The organism is Lysinibacillus sp. FSL K6-3209, assembly GCF_037976175.1.
Taxonomy (GTDB): domain Bacteria; phylum Bacillota; class Bacilli; order Bacillales_A; family Planococcaceae; genus Lysinibacillus; species Lysinibacillus sphaericus_D.
This window is the reverse complement of sequence record NZ_CP150264.1, coordinates 466394-481918: the sequence shown is the minus strand read 5'-3', so window position 1 is coordinate 481918 and position 15525 is coordinate 466394. Positions and strand designations below refer to the sequence as shown.

The 15525-nt window shown below is 39.2% G+C and carries 11 protein-coding genes; all 11 read right to left on the bottom strand.

Annotated features, from left to right (window positions below):
* Nucleotides 1–170 precede the first annotated feature (170 nt).
* The 11 genes from MHH88_RS02410 to MHH88_RS02360 all read right to left on the bottom strand — a co-directional run bounded on the left by MHH88_RS02410 (nucleotide 171) and on the right by MHH88_RS02360 (nucleotide 15069).
* Complete coding sequence (locus MHH88_RS02410) at nucleotides 171–743, bottom strand: VanZ family protein (protein ID WP_069512899.1); 573 nt, start codon at nucleotides 741–743, stop codon at nucleotides 171–173.
* A gap of 124 nt (nucleotides 744–867) precedes the next feature.
* Complete coding sequence (locus MHH88_RS02405) at nucleotides 868–2406, bottom strand: acyl-CoA carboxylase subunit beta (RefSeq protein ID WP_339261378.1); 1539 nt, start codon at nucleotides 2404–2406, stop codon at nucleotides 868–870.
* Between the two features lie 24 nt (nucleotides 2407–2430).
* Entirely contained in the window at nucleotides 2431–3216 is a 786-nt protein-coding gene (locus MHH88_RS02400; RefSeq protein ID WP_103977492.1) for an enoyl-CoA hydratase, read from the bottom strand.
* Nucleotides 3213–4130 carry a hydroxymethylglutaryl-CoA lyase gene (locus MHH88_RS02395; RefSeq protein WP_103977493.1) on the bottom strand — a complete coding sequence of 306 codons (918 nt, stop codon included), beginning with the start codon at nucleotides 4128–4130 and terminating at the stop codon, nucleotides 3213–3215. The genes MHH88_RS02400 and MHH88_RS02395 overlap by 4 nt, the downstream gene beginning before the upstream one ends.
* A 12-nt stretch (nucleotides 4131–4142) precedes the next feature.
* Nucleotides 4143–4355 carry an acetyl-CoA carboxylase biotin carboxyl carrier protein subunit gene (locus tag MHH88_RS02390; RefSeq protein WP_107896025.1) on the bottom strand — a complete coding sequence of 71 codons (213 nt, stop codon included), beginning with the start codon at nucleotides 4353–4355 and terminating at the stop codon, nucleotides 4143–4145.
* Nucleotides 4356–4535: 180 nt separating this feature from the next.
* Nucleotides 4536–5894: an acetyl-CoA carboxylase biotin carboxylase subunit gene (locus tag MHH88_RS02385; RefSeq protein WP_069512903.1), complete on the bottom strand. Its 1359-nt coding sequence runs from the start codon at nucleotides 5892–5894 to the stop codon at nucleotides 4536–4538.
* 15 nt (nucleotides 5895–5909) lie between these two features.
* Complete coding sequence (locus MHH88_RS02380) at nucleotides 5910–7550, bottom strand: AMP-binding protein (RefSeq protein ID WP_339261372.1); 1641 nt, start codon at nucleotides 7548–7550, stop codon at nucleotides 5910–5912.
* Nucleotides 7551–7581: 31 nt separating this feature from the next.
* A complete protein-coding gene (locus MHH88_RS02375) occupies nucleotides 7582–8724 on the bottom strand; it encodes an acyl-CoA dehydrogenase (RefSeq protein WP_024362792.1) in 1143 nt (380 codons plus the stop codon).
* 88 nt (nucleotides 8725–8812) lie between these two features.
* Entirely contained in the window at nucleotides 8813–9463 is a 651-nt protein-coding gene (locus MHH88_RS02370; RefSeq protein WP_069512905.1) for a TetR/AcrR family transcriptional regulator, read from the bottom strand.
* A 419-nt stretch (nucleotides 9464–9882) separates the two neighbouring features.
* Nucleotides 9883–11961, bottom strand: a complete 2079-nt coding sequence (locus tag MHH88_RS02365; RefSeq protein WP_339261369.1) for a serine hydrolase domain-containing protein — start codon at nucleotides 11959–11961, stop codon at nucleotides 9883–9885.
* A gap of 912 nt (nucleotides 11962–12873) precedes the next feature.
* Nucleotides 12874–15069, bottom strand: a complete 2196-nt coding sequence (locus tag MHH88_RS02360) for a DNA topoisomerase III (protein WP_339261367.1) — start codon at nucleotides 15067–15069, stop codon at nucleotides 12874–12876.
* Nucleotides 15070–15525 lie beyond the last annotated feature (456 nt).

Here is a 15525-nt window from a genome sequence, read left to right as displayed (position 1 = left end):
TAGGTAAAAAGACACTGTGAAAATCCATTTTTTCAGTGAGCATTCCATTTCTTTATTACTTTATAATTTAGTTTCAATAAATTTTATCACTTTAAACACGTGGTAAATAGTGTAAACATAACAATAAAAAACAGCCCATACATAAACGGACTGTTTTTTCCTCTTCTTTTTTAAACGTTTCTTTTTGGAAAAATGAGAATACATTTGTAAGCTAAGTATCCAAACCAAGCGCCTAGCGTATTTAAAATCAAGTCATCGACATCCGCAGAACCTACCCTGAAAATAAACTGGACTGTTTCCACAGCAAGGCTTGAGAAAAAGCCTGCACAAACTACAATCCACACCTTCCGAAAGCGCTTTGATAGTAATGGTAACAAAAAGCCCATCGGTGTAAATATTAACAAATTGCCTAATAAGTTTAGGATAATTAAATCTAAATTAAAATAATGGGAGTAGTTGATATAACGTAAAATCGTTTCAAACGGTATAAAATTTGTCGTTACGCGCCAGCTACTATAATCAAATAAACCAATTTCACTTAAAGTATTTTCGCCTCGGAACAAACTAACACTGACATTCACTAAGCGATTAATGACTAATTTGTAAAAGGCGATAAATGTGTAAAAGCTGAAAAATACCCAGCCTATTACTTTAAGCTGTATGTAATACGTATCAATCCACGCGCGATATGGTAATGGTAGCTTGGCATCATCTTGAATACTAGGTATATTATTTTTTACCATGCTAATTCACCCACTTCCTCTTATCCATCCCATATTTTAATATGTCTGCCCATACCCATGCAAGGGGTGAAATATATCAAAAAATGCACACCAGCATGAACTGGGTGCATTTAAGTAAATCCTCTTAGACAGGATTTACACCATGTTTTCGTTGTGAAAATAACAAGTATTTTGACATATACAACTCCAAACGTGTTTCAAGTGCTCTACGTAAGTCATTCGGCTCAATGACATCATCAATAATTAGCTCAGATGCTAAGCGATAAATGTCAATTTCCTCTTGATACTCTTTCCGTTTTTCCGCAATAAAGCTAGCTTGTTCCTCTTTCGGCAATTCCGCAATTTTATTGGCATATACTGCATTTATCGCTGCCTCTGGACCCATTACCGCAATTTGTGCGCTCGATAAGGCAATACAACAATCCGGTTCAAAGGCTGGGCCTGCCATAGCATAGAGTCCCGCACCATACGCCTTACGAACAATTACAGTTAGCTTTGGTACAGTTGCCTCACTCATGGCAAAAATCATTTTGGCACCATGACGGATAATACCCGCCTTTTCAACTTGTGTGCCAATCATAAAGCCCGGCACATCTACAAGGAAAATAAGCGGTATATTAAAAGCATCACATAACGAAATAAATTTTGCCGCTTTATCTGCCGAATCGTGGAACAATACGCCACCCTTCACACGTGGTTGGTTGGCTATAATCCCTACTGATTGTCCATTAATGCGCCCAAGCCCTGTTATTAATTCTGAAGCAAATAATTTCTTTATTTCACAAAATGAATCTTCATCAATCAATCGCTCAATTAACTGATACATATCAAACGGCGAGTTCTGATTTTTAGGTATTAAGTCTTCAATTGATTTTTCAAAAGATGCTGGTGGCTTTGGTGCTTCGACTTTGCTACGCTCAGCATAGTTATTCGGAAAATAGCTCAAGTATTTACGAGCATAAGCAATCGCTTCCTGCTCTGTTTTTACAAGCACGTCCCCACAGCCAGATACGGAACAGTGCATTTTCGCGCCACCCATTGTCTCTAAATCTACCTTTTCACCAATCACCATTTCCGCCATACGCGGTGACCCTAAATACATGGAGGCATTACCTTCCACCATCACCACAATATCAGAAAATGCAGGAATATAAGCGCCACCTGCTGCTGAAGGCCCAAACAACAAGCAAATTTGTGGCACTTTACCAGAAAGCTTCACCTGATTGTAGAAAATACGTCCTGCGCCACGACGCCCTGGGAACATCTCTAGTTGGTCTGTAATACGCGCACCTGCCGAATCGACTAAATAAAATAATGGACAATTTAGCTTCTCCGCCGTTTCTTGAATACGAATCATTTTTTCGACAGTTCGTTTTCCCCAAGATCCTGCTTTAATGGTTGAATCATTGGCTAACACACATACTGTACGACCATGGATTTTACCGATTCCTGTAATGACACCATCTGCCGGTAAATCACCTGCTAAACAGTTTGCGTATAGCCCATCCTCTGATTGAAGTCCATCATCTAATAATAATTCCAAGCGCTCTCGGACAAATAGCTTGCCTTGTTGTGCATTTTTATCGTGATATTTTGGCAAACCCCCTGCTAAAATTTGATCTTTCATCGCATTGGATGTGTTTTCTGTAGATACATTACTCATGTTCCATTCCCCCTTTGCAGTCCATTACTTCCCTAAGTATTGCGGTGCTCTTTTTTCTTGGAAAGCTCGTAAGCCCTCCAAACGATCTTCCGTTGGAATCAATGCACTATAGGCCAGTGATTCAATTTTCAAGCCTGTAGCCAAATCTACTTCCATCCCATTATTGATAGCATTTTTCGCCTGAATCAATGATAGCGGCGCATTTTTCGCCATTTCCAGTGCAAGTTGAAGCGCTCTTTCCTGCACTTCATGCCCCTCATAGACATATTCCACAATACCAAAACGCTGTGCTTCCACGGCATCAATTCGACGTGCTGTATAAATTAGTTCCTTTGCTTTTCCAATGCCGATAAGTCGCGGTAAGCGCTGTGTTCCTCCTGCCCCAGGAATAATGCCAAGTGAAGTTTCCGTAAGTCCCACTTTTATATGTGTAGCTGCTACCCGTAAATCACAAGCTAAAGCAAGTTCTAGCCCGCCCCCAAATGCAACGCCATTTAACACGGCAATCACAGGTTGCGCCAATGCTTCAACTTTCGCAATGGTTGTGCCGATTCGTTGTACAATTTGCTTTACTTGTCGGTCGGACATACCATTGCGTTCTTTTAAATCAGCACCTGCACAAAATGCCTTTTCTCCTGCACCCGTTAGTAAAACAACCCGCACTGCTGGATCAGCATTTATTTTATCTAGCGTCGCACTAAGGTCGTTTAGTAATTGTACGGACATGGCATTTGCAGCTTCGGGTCTAGAAAGTGTAATAAGCCCGATATTACCTGGTAATACATCAAATTGAACGAGTTGTTGTGTCACGTGACATTCGCACTCCCTTCATTACGAACAATTGCCATTTGCTTAGATGCAACGTCCTTCCCTAGCCTCTGTTCGATAAATCGTACTGCATCTAGCAACTTTTCCATGTTAACGCTGGTTGCTATGCCCATGCCGTCTAATAGATACAGCAAATCTTCTGTGGCAACATTGCCGGTTGCCCCTTTTGCATAAGGACAACCTCCTAAACCACCAAGGGAACTATCAAATTTTGTAATCCCCATTTCTAAGGATTTCGTAATATTGGCAAGTGCTGTACCACGCGTATCATGAAAATGCATGGCAAATTTTTCAACCGGATATCTCTTTAACAGCTCTTCTAAAAGATACTCAACTTGTGTCGGTACGCCGACACCGATTGTATCCCCTAGCGATATTTCATCAACGCCCATTTCTAATAATTTATCTGTAACTTGTAAAACCTTTTCTGGGTGTATGTAACCCTCGTAAGGGCAACCAATTACTGTTGAAATATAACCGCGTACGTGCTTGTTTTCAGCCTTTGCCCCAATAACTACTTCCTTCAAGATTGGCAATGTTTCAAGTATTGTTTTGTTAATATTTTTTTGGTTATGGCTTTCACTTGCCGACATAAAAATGCTTGCTTCATCAATGCCCGCTAGCAATGCACGTTCTAGTCCTCGCATATTCGGCACAAGGGCTGCGTACGTTATATCTTTTTCTCGCTTAATCGCTTGCAACACTTCTACCGCATCTGCCAATTGTGGAATCCACTTCGGATGAACAAAAGACGTTACTTCTATATAATTTAATCCCGACTGACTAAGTAAATTGACTAGCTGTATTTTATCTTCAGTTGCGATGTGTACCTTTTCATTTTGCAGACCATCACGAGGACCAACTTCCTTCAACGTAACATGCTTCGGTAAGTGCATAGAAATGCCTCCCTATTCAATTTCTAAAATATCATCATCTACGTTAATAAAATCGCCCTCATTCGCGATGATTTTTGTGACAATACCATCCTCTTCAGCGGCAATAGGAATCTCCATTTTCATGGACTCTAAAATCGCAACATCTTGCCCCGCTGTCACCTTTTCTCCTTCTGCCACTACGATTTTCCATACTGTTCCTGCCATGCTTGCTTTTACTGTTGCCATATTAACCCCTCCAAATTGTTAATGACTGTATTTAAGTGCTTAAATCACACTTAAATACATACATTGATTATCATTTTGTAACGCATGCTTACTCACTCCACGCTTTGCATAAGCTACTCAGTATGAAAACATCTTTTCGTCATCTCGTACTTTAAAGCACGCATGACGAATGCTCATATCTTATTTTGTTTCTGTTAATTGTGGTAAATAGAATTCCTCGACAAATTTTGTTGTTGTATGCCCTTGTAAAAATTGCTCGTGACTGACAGTTTTTAAAAGCATCGGTATATTTGTTTGAATTCCTTCAATTTTATATTCCTTTAGTGCCTGTATAAGGCGTTGACATGCAATTGCCCGCGTATCTCCCCATACGATTAATTTACTAATCATTGGATCATAGAAAGGCGTCACCGTCGTGCCTGCTTCTACACCGCATTCATGTCGAATGCCTTCACCTATTGGCAATACCAATTCTGTAATTTTGCCTGGAGACGGGAAAAACGTTGTAGGGTTTTCTGCATAAATTCGTACTTCAATGGCATGCCCCTGTTTATCAATGCTGTCACGTGTAAAGCTCAATGACTGTCCCGCAGCTACTTTTAATTGCTCTTCCACAAGATCCAGTTTTGTTATTTCTTCTGTGACGGGATGCTCGACTTGCAAACGTGTATTCATCTCTAAGAAATAAAAATTTTGCTCTGCATCGACTAAATATTCTATTGTTCCTGCATTGACATAACCGATATGCTTCACTGCCTGTACAGAAGCTTCTAACATCCTTGCTCTCGTGTCTTCAGAGATAAATGGAGAGGGAGCTTCCTCCACCACTTTTTGATTGCGTCGTTGAATGGAGCATTCTCGTTCAAACAACGGAACGACATTGCCTTTGCTATCTGCAATAATTTGCACTTCAACATGATGTGGATTTGCAATAAAACGTTCCATGTACATCGTGCCATCACCGAAAAATGATTGTGCACGTTTCTGATTACCCTCGAATGCTTTTGCGAGCTCTTCTGCATCTGTCACCAGTTGCATGCCGATGCCACCACCACCAGCAGAGGCTTTAAGCATAATGGGATAACCTAAGCGTGAAGCGATTTCAACTGCTTCTGTTACATCTTTAACAGGCGCTTCTACCCCTTCTACAATCGGTACACCCGCAGCTTTCATCGTTTTACGCGCTTCTAATTTACTGCCCATTGACGCAATCACAGTTGCACTTGGCCCAATAAATACGAGTCCTGCCTCCGTACAACGTTTGGCAAAATCAGCGTTCTCTGATAGTAAGCCATACCCTGGATGTACGGCATCAGCACCGCTTTCCTTAGCGATTTCAAGAATGCGTTCAATATTTAAATAGCTTTGTACAACAGGTGGTTTACCTACGCAGTATGCTTCATCCGCATCTTTGACATGTAAACTTTCTGCATCCGCCTCGGAATAGACCGCAACCGTTAGAATATTTAATCGCTTACATGTGCGTATAACCCGTCTAGCAATTTCCCCACGATTGGCAATTAATACTTTTTTAAACATTATGTTGCCCCCTTCCTATTTCACCTTAACTGCTGCCAGAAATTCTTCGCGTAGCTTAAATTTCTGTACTTTTCCTGAAGCAGTCATTGGGTAGCTATCGATAAAGAAAATATGTCTTGGAATTTTATGTTTGGAAATTTTATCGCGACAAAATGCTCGAATTTCTTCTTCTGTCGCCTGTTCCCCTTCTCGTAAAATAATCCATGCTGCCGCTTCTTCTCCATACTTAGGATCGGGAACACCAGCGACCTGCACATCTGCAATTTTTGGGAACGTGTATAAAAATTCTTCAATTTCACGTGGATATAAATTTTCTCCCCCACGAATAATCATGTCCTTCAAACGACCGGTTACTCTGACATAACCATCCTCATCCATCGTCGCTAAATCACCCGTATGCAGCCAACCGTCTTGATCGATTGCAAGTTGAGTTTCTTCTTGGTTGTTATAATAGCCTTTCATCACATGGTAGCCTCTTGTACAAAGCTCTCCTTGCTCGTTTATCGGCGCTTCCACATCTGTACCGGGAACAACAATTTTAACTTCTAGATTTGGTAATGCTCGACCGACCGTCTCTACTTTTAAATGCAATGGATCATCTGCTCGCGTTTGTGTAATAACAGGTGAAGATTCCGTTTGACCATAACAAATGGTTATGTCAGTCATCCCCATTTTTTCGATGACCGCTTTCATGACTTCGATTGGGCAGTTAGAGCCTGCCATTACGCCCGTACGCAATGTCGATAAGTCGTATGACGAAAAATTCTGTAAATTCAATTCACTTATAAACATTGTTGGTACACCATGTAATGCTGTACATTTCTCTTTTTCAACTGTTCGTAACACTTCCTCAGGTGCGTATTCTTGTACTGGGACCATTGTTCCACCACTTGTCGTAATGGCTAGTGTACCGATGACACAACCGAAACAATGGAAAAATGGCACAGGAATACATAAACGATCTTCTGAAGTTAGACGCATACATTCAGCGATGTTAACGGCATTATTAACTAGGTTATAATGTGTTAACATCACACCTTTTGGAAAACCCGTTGTTCCTGAAGTATATTGAATATTAATGACATCATCATAATGTAATGAAGCCTGTATTTGCTCTAATTGCTGCTCTGTTACTTGCTTTGCAGCTGCCAATACATCTGACCAATTCAGGACACCTGGGTATTTTGTTTCGCCAATTAAAATAACATTTTTTAATAGAGGTAGTCGCTTCGATTGCAAATTACCCGGTTCACAATGTTCAAGCTCAGGACATATTTCTTGGAGTGTATTTATAAAAGAATGGTCGCGAAAATTTTCGATTAAAATAATCGTCTTTGCATCGGATTGTCTTAGTAAATATTCCAGCTCATGGGCACGATAATTGGTGTTGACAGTGACAATTGGCGCACCCATTTTTCCTGTACCAAACTGTAACTGTACCCACTCTGGAACATTTGTTGTCCACACGGCAATATGGTCCCCTTTTTCAATACCAAGGGACAGTAACCCCCTTGCCACTAAACGACTTTGCTGATTTAATTCCTCATAAGTCAACCGCAAGTCTCTATCTGCATACACGAGCGCTTCATGTTTAGGATATTTTTTAGCCTGTTCATCGAGCAATTGACCAATTGTTTGATACACAAGTTCTGCCATGAAAATCCCCCTTAAATATGCTATTTAATTTTTAACAGCCAATTAGACGAGAAATAACGAGACGTTGAATTTCAGATGTTCCTTCACCGATTTCCATTAACTTAATATCACGCAAATGACGTTCTACATCATATTCCTTCATATAACCTGAACCACCATGAATTTGAATGGCTTGATTACAAGTACGGAAGCCCATCTCAGAAGCAAATAATTTCGCCATCGCTGCCTCTTTAGCAAATGGTTTTTTCTGATCTTTAAGCCACGCTGCTTTATGTACTAGCGTACGAGCTAGCTCAATTTCCATTGCCATATCTGCTAACTTAAACTGTATTGCTTGAAACTTGGCAATTGGTGCCCCAAATTGCTCTCTTTCGTTCGCATATTTTAATGCCTTTTCATATGCAGACTGTGCAATGCCGACTGATAACGCGGCTATGGAAATACGACCACCATCTAATGTATTTAAAAATTGGCTGAATCCACGTTTTTCGTCCCCTAATAAATTCGTTCTTGGTACGCGAACATTTTGCAAAATAATTTCACAAGTATTGGAACCACGCACACCCATCTTGTCATAATTACAATTGATTGTGACACCAGGGGTGTTCGTTGGCACGATAATGGATGAAATGATTTTTTTGCCATCTTCACGTTTACCTGTTACTGCCGTGACAATAATTTGGCGCGCATGACCTGCATTAGTAATCCAGCATTTTTCACCGTTAATTACGTAATCATCACCGTCTATAACTGCTGTTGTACGTGTACCGCCAGCATCAGACCCCGCATTAGGTTCCGTTAAGCCAAAAGCACCTAATGTTTCCCCTTTCGCTAAAGGAACAAGCCATTCACGCTTTTGCTCTTCCGTACCAAAATTATAAATAGGAGCGGCGCCTAAGCTCACTGCTGCTGCATAGCTTAAACCCGTACCACCACACGCACGTCCAATTTCTTCAACAGCAATTGCATAGGAAACCGTGTCTCCTCCAGAACCACCATATTCCTCTGGAAACGGGATACCCAATAAGCCTAGCTCAGCCATTTTTTCAAAGCTTTCTATTCTCATTGTTGATGTCTCGTCGACTTCACGAGCATAAGGTTTAATCTCTTTCTCTGCAAAATCACGTACCATGTCTCGAATCATCGCTTGCTCTTTCGTTAGTTCAAAGTTCATTCCCATTTCCCCCTAATATCCAATTTGCCATAGCGGAATTTATTCAGACGACAGTTACACAAAATTTAGACCGACTAGTCGGTCTGTATTAAACATTAATAAAACCAGCTTGTTCTTCTGGCTTCATCTTTACCATAAATTGAGTTGCTTCTTCCATAGCTTGGTCTGTCACAATTGCACGTAATATCATATCTGTAAATACTTCTGTAATTTCCTCCATTGTTAATGGACCCGTTTGTTTAAACCACATATATGTCCAGTTAATCATCCCTACAATGGCCATAGTTACAATTGTACAAGGCAACTCCGCACGAAAATCCTTTGTCTGCTGCCCTTCTTCAATTACCTTTTGTAAAATATCCCGATATTGATCCCGCTTCTTATGAATGATTGCACTATATTCTTCTGATAAAGAACGGCTTTCCTCATAAAATACGGTAATATGAGATTGGTACACATCAAACACTTGTGTCAGCGTTTGAAGCATTGCACATAAGCGTTGAATCGGTGTATCGTATTTGTCATACGCTTCCTGTGACTGTTTAATTACATAGGAAATAAATACATCATGAACCTCATACAACAATTCATCTTTCGATTTAAAATTATGATAAAACCCACCTTTTGATGCGCCAATATACTCCACAATGCGTTCAACCGTTACATTATGATAGCCATCTTGCTGAAACAGTACTACAGAAGCATCTACAATTCTTTGTTTTAACGTTTTTTTTACCATAGGCACCTATCATCCTTCTTTTATAACACTTACCCCTTTGTTCCCTATAACTAGGTCTAACATTTTCTTAATTTTCCTAATTATAAAAACTATGACACTCTAAATATAGCATCACAAAAAATCACTGTCTAGTTTAAAAAAAGAATTTTAATGACATTAAAAAGAAAATAAACTACATTAAACAGAATAAAACAATGCACCACTTTCGTAAAACACATACAATAACTGTATGCACACCAGTTAAAATTCATTCCTTGCGTGCCAGTCACTCAAACAACTCAAACAATTTAAAAATACATGAGGTATTTTGTCGACTTTGCCGTAATGAGCATTTGCTGATATAACCTTAAACAAGCAAAACCAGCAAAACACCTTTCCGATGTCTCACTGGTTTTGATGAAATTGCTCTTGAATTGTAGCTAGTTCAACGTGATTGCAAATTCCGAATTCGATGCCCCAACAAATACAACCGTTCCGTTCTTCGGCAGTATTACTTTGTTATTACCGCTTACAACCGTAAAATTGATACATAATCCCTTGTCATCATACACCGCAAATGAACTATTCGATGGTAACTCCACGGTCATCGTTTTCCCTGCTAACGCTTCAGGGATTGTAAACCATCTCGCATGTCCATTCGCTTGTAGTGTAACTTTGGAGGATTGACTTGCATCAAGCGGTTTTAAGTTGGATTCACTTACGTATAAAAATCCGGACATCTCTAAAAACTCATCGTCACCTTCTGTATAGAAACGTGTTTCCGTCGTATCACGTCCACCCATCACAGGTATTTGGAGCTGATGCATCGCCATGTTAGGACCTGTAATTTTACTGCTTCCCCAATAGCCTTCCATCGCTTCCTTGCTATTAATTTGGATAGGCACGATTGGTGCAAAATATAGCAAAGAACTAAATTTCTCACTCACAAGATAAAACTTGACGCCTTCTCGCTTTGCCCATGCGGCAGCTGTTTCCTTCGGTAGCACATTGTCTTCAAGTTTCTCGGCTACATAATGCGTAATCGCTATTTGCCCTAAATCTGGCAGCGACGAATATGTGCTCTCCTTTAAATAAGTTCGTCCATTCTTCTCCGTGACGAAATTGAACTTGGCGGTACCATTCTCATTCATAAAGCTTCCATCGGCAGTATATATATATTTTTCTTCTGGATTAGTTGGCAAGATTAGTTCGCCATTCTTCGTAATCTCTATTTTGAAATGACCGGAACTATTGCCGTAAAAACCTGCTTTCTTCGCTAGATCTTCAGGCATTTTGTCCTTGACTGGCTTGCCAAAGGATTTACTCGGCTTGATGTCCTTAATTGTGCCTTTCTCTTTAAGCGCAGCGAGCAGTATTTCAGTCGCCATCAGTTGATTTGTCATGCTGCTACCGCCAGAGGATAACACAGCCATTGCCATCTTCTGCTCAGGAAGTACGACCAGTGAAGCATGTTGCAGTCCCGTGTCGCCGCCTTTAGCCAAACCCTTTATCCCATATTCATTAAATGGATATATTTTCACACTATCCCAACCAAGACCATAGTTGATAATACTATCTCCATCCTCTGGCCACATTCCTTTTTTATATTCCTCTTGCTCCATCGCCTGAACTGCCTTGTCAGAGAGGATTCCTTTTCCCTGCCCCATAAATATTTGTGAGAATTGCACAACATCTTCGGCAGTGGAAGAAATCCCTCCCGTACCAATCACATTCACTGATTCAGGTGGAAGCTGTCCTTGATACGTTGGAAAATAAAGTCCTGCCCGCTTATCGTTTTCCCATTCGTCCTGTGGCGTTTTCGTATGATCTAGCTTTAAAGGTTCTGTAAACTGTTGATGGATAAATTCCGTAAAGCTCTTACCACTGACTCTTTCGACCAGTATCTCAGCTAGCGTAAAACCGTCGTTGCAGTATACTGAGAACGCGCCAGGATCAGCCTTCAATTGTTGGTCGGACAATTGCTGTAACAAGTTATCATGGGCATAAGTATCATTATCGTTAAATAAAAAAGTATTACTAAACGTACTACCTTGCAAGCCAGAGGAATGGTTCAATAGCATACGTGGCGTAATGTTTTTGTAACGCTCGTCTTTCATCTTGAAATCAGGAATATAGTGGACAACAGGTGCATCCAAATCGACTTTTCCTTCATCGACCAATTTCATAACAGCCGCAGTTGCATACATTTTACTGACTGAACCAATCCCATATAGAGTATCTTTAGTCAGCGGCTGTTTGCCTTCCATATCATTCTTCCCTGTCTGACCTGACAAAACAAGTTTACCATTATCAATTAGCGCATACTGCACGCTAGTCGTCTCATAGGTATTCGTAAGTAGCGCAGCCTTCTCTTCCGCAATCTTTTTTAGTTCTTGACTAGCTAATTCTTGGCTAGCCACAACCGCAGTCTGACTGTTAGAAAACGCCAACGCCCCAGTTGGTAGACTTATTGTTAATGCTAATGTAGCGGCTAACACCGCAGATAGTTTATTTTTCATAATTGCCCCCTTAGATAAGTAATCGATTTCATTGCTTCTACCTTGTTTAGCAGTCTAGCTCAACTAATCTAGATCAGAACCTCTCCTTCCAACTAATTTGGGTAATATTCACAGCAAATCTGTTATACAAAAAATAACACAGTTTTGTTATTACAGTCAAATATTTCTATTAATATAAATATCCAACAAAAAACCACCTCCCAACTATAGAATGGAGATGATTGATTTTAATCCTCATAATTTATCGAACTTCAGCATTTCAGGGGAAACTTCAATTAATTTCATTATTTCTTATGTCCTCAATTAACATTTTTGACCCCGTCATTCCTTTGTACGTCTACCAATTAATGTTCACATAGTCTTTAAGTGAGGTGATTAAAATAACGGTTAGTAGAGAGAGTTGGTGTTTTAGAGAAATTGGAAAGGTAGAAGGGCTAGCAGAAAGTGTGGACTCAAACTTCTTATTGTGTAGAAATGGCGCGTGGACATAGGAATATTACTTTACTAATGTTAGGCAAAAACCCTAAATACGGATTGGAGGACTTTCTAATTTGTTTCTTAACCCCAAAACTGACAAAAAAATATCTCCCTATTGGATAAACAGATTATCTGTCTATCCAACAGGGAGCAAATCAAATGCATTAAGAGCGCTACGTTCTTTAACTTTAATTTCAGTTAAATAGCGATTTTATACCTCGTGTCTCATCGCTTCGATTGGATTTAATTTGGTTGCTTTGTTAGCTGTTCATATTCCAAATAATATACCGATAGCGGTAGAAGATATGAGACCTACGATCAGAATTGAGCGTGAGAATTAATTTTCCCATCCTGCAAATTTGACAACTAGTTAACAGACAATGGGCAAACTCAAATTCCATTGAATTTGCCCATTGTCCTAAATCTTCCGATGATTTAATTATCAGAGTTAAAGCCTTTTAATAAATCTGCAAAAGGATTATTCAAAGGTTCTTCTTCTTTGGCTTGTTGTTTCAAATACTTCTGCACACTTCGCTTATCCACTTTTCCGCCACCTTCTTTTTTGCGTCGAGCTTCAAAGGCAGATAGTTTTTCACGGTGACCACATTTACATACGAAGATTTGACCATCGCCTTCACCGCGTAACTCTAGTTTTTTCTTACATTGAGGACAACGTGCGTTCGTTATGCGAGCTACGTTTTTCTTGTATCCACATTCACGATCTTGGCAGACAAGCATCTTACCTTTCTTACCGTTTACTTCAAGCATTGGTTTGTTGCAATCAGGGCATGATTTCGTTGAAATATTATCATGCTTATACTTCTTATCACTGGATTTGATTTCTGCAACAATTTTTTTCGTGTGTTGCTTCATTTCATTGATAAATACTTCTTTCTTTAATTTCCCTTTCGCAATCAACTCCAACTTTTGTTCCCATTCAGCAGTCGTTGCAGGTGAGCGTAATTCTTCAGGCACTAAATCTAATAACTGGCGACCTTTTGAGGTAATATAAATTTCTTTCCCGCCTCGTTGCTCAATCATAAAGGAATTAAAAAGCTTATCAATAATATCGGCACGCGTTGCTACAGTACCTAATCCCCCTGTTGATTTTAAAGTATCGGCTAACTGTTTATCATTACTCTCTAAATACTTTGTCGGATTTTCCATCGCAGATAGTAATGTTGCTTCATTGAAACGTGCTGGAGGCTTTGTTTGACCCGATGTTTGTGCAATTAAACGAACTTCTAATGTTGTGCCATTTTCGATTCGAGGGAAAACTTGCTCTTTTAAGTCGTCATTCGATTCCTCATCATCAAAGCGGTTTTCATATACTTCCTTCCAACCAGCTGCAATGATTGTTTTTCCTTTTGCAACAAAATTTTCATCACTAATTTTCGCGCGTAACGTTAATTGTTCAAATTCATGGGCTGGGAAAAATACCGCTAAGAAACGTTTGACAACTAAATCATAAATCTTACGTTCTTTATCATTAAAGTTAGCGAAATTTACGTATTCTTCAGTTGGAATGATCGCATGGTGATCAGAAACTTTAGAATCATCTACGAACGCTTTAGTTGCTTTTATAGGTTTAGATAATACTTTGTTAGCAAACGGGCGATATTCCCCAATTCCGCATGCTTTTAGACGTTCAGGTAACGTTGCTACGATATCGCTTGAAATAAATCGTGAATCAGTACGAGGATACGTTAATACTTTATGTTGCTCATATAGCTTCTGCATAATATTTAAAGTTTCTTTTGCAGAGTAACCAAAAATTTTATTCGCATCGCGTTGTAATTCTGTTAAATCATACAACCCAGGTGCAAACGATTTTTTAGGCTTACGCTCTACTTCAATAACCTTTGCGTTGTTGTCACCTAGTTTTTTTATGATGTTATCGATTTTACCTTTTTCAAAGCTACGGCTATTGCCTTTTGCATCTTGCCAAGTAAGTTTTAATTCATCTTTTGTTTTTGCTTCAATACCATAATATGTTTGAGGTTTAAAATTTTTAATTTCATCTTCGCGAGCTGCAACCATGGCAACAACAGGTGTTTGTACACGCCCGCAGTTTAATTGGGCATTAAAACGTGTAGTTAAAGCACGTGTAGCATTCAATCCGATATACCAGTCAGCTTCACTACGAGCTACAGCAGCATGATATAGATTTTCATAATTTTTGCCTGGCTTAAGATTTGCAAAGCCCTCTTTAATTGCTTTGTCGGTTACAGAAGAAATCCATAGACGTTTGATTGGCTTTTTAGTGTTTGCTTTTTCAATGATCCAGCGTGCTACTAATTCGCCCTCTCTTCCAGCGTCCGTAGCTACAATTATTTCTGTTACATCATTACGAGTTAGTTGCGATTTGACCGCATTATATTGTTTGCCTGTTTGCTTCATTACAACCAATTTCATGCGTTCTGGTAGCATTGGTAAATCTTCTAAATTCCATGTTTTATACTTCACGTCATATACTTCTGGGTCCGCTAATGTTACAAGATGTCCTAATGCCCACGTCACAATATATTTGTCGCCTTCTAAAAAACCATTCCCTTTTTTTGTGCATTTTAGTACATTTGCGATGTCACGCGCAACGGATGGTTTTTCGGCAATTACTAAACTTTTCGCCATATTTTCATACTCCTTTACTTACATCTGTCATGTTAAATATACCACAAGTAAAGCGTTAATTTTTTTTAGCTACTCTTACTTAGGAGTCATAATGGACATAACCTAGTTATTGGAAATCTTACGTACATCAGTTGAATCTGCAATATAACATTTTATTAAGTATCCTTAAAATTTCATTGCAGTCAACTGGTTCAATATTCAAAACATGATTTATCATACAATTTATATGTATGCCCATTCTCTTTAAAAAAATAGGTAGACACAGATAAATGTGCGCAGAAGAAATGTTGTGTGAAATTGATTAGTTACGACTTGAATTTTCTTTTTTTCATCTAGTAAAATATACATAAGCTAGTAAAATTCTTAACTGTTGCATCATTCATCGTTCCATTCCTCATATTTGCCTATGTTGTATAAACATTTACATAAAAAGTATTTTTAAAACTGCATACTCCT

What these genes read in the sequence shown, in the direction of transcription:
- MHH88_RS02395 (WP_103977493.1), bottom strand. Translation starts at nt 4,130, where the DNA reads ATGCACTTACCGAAGCATGTTACGTTGAAGGAAGTTGGTCCTCGTGAT.
- MHH88_RS02385 (WP_069512903.1), bottom strand. Translation starts at nt 5,894, where the DNA reads ATGTTTAAAAAAGTATTAATTGCCAATCGTGGGGAAATTGCTAGACGG.
- MHH88_RS02375 (WP_024362792.1), bottom strand. Translation starts at nt 8,724, where the DNA reads ATGAACTTTGAACTAACGAAAGAGCAAGCGATGATTCGAGACATGGTA.
- MHH88_RS02380 (WP_339261372.1), bottom strand. Translation starts at nt 7,550, where the DNA reads ATGGCAGAACTTGTGTATCAAACAATTGGTCAATTGCTCGATGAACAG.
- MHH88_RS02365 (WP_339261369.1), bottom strand. Translation starts at nt 11,961, where the DNA reads ATGAAAAATAAACTATCTGCGGTGTTAGCCGCTACATTAGCATTAACA.
- MHH88_RS02410 (WP_069512899.1), bottom strand. Translation starts at nt 743, where the DNA reads ATGGTAAAAAATAATATACCTAGTATTCAAGATGATGCCAAGCTACCA.
- MHH88_RS02405 (WP_339261378.1), bottom strand. Translation starts at nt 2,406, where the DNA reads ATGAGTAATGTATCTACAGAAAACACATCCAATGCGATGAAAGATCAA.
- MHH88_RS02360 (WP_339261367.1), bottom strand. Translation starts at nt 15,069, where the DNA reads ATGGCGAAAAGTTTAGTAATTGCCGAAAAACCATCCGTTGCGCGTGAC.
- MHH88_RS02370 (WP_069512905.1), bottom strand. Translation starts at nt 9,463, where the DNA reads ATGGTAAAAAAAACGTTAAAACAAAGAATTGTAGATGCTTCTGTAGTA.
- MHH88_RS02390 (WP_107896025.1), bottom strand. Translation starts at nt 4,355, where the DNA reads ATGGCAACAGTAAAAGCAAGCATGGCAGGAACAGTATGGAAAATCGTA.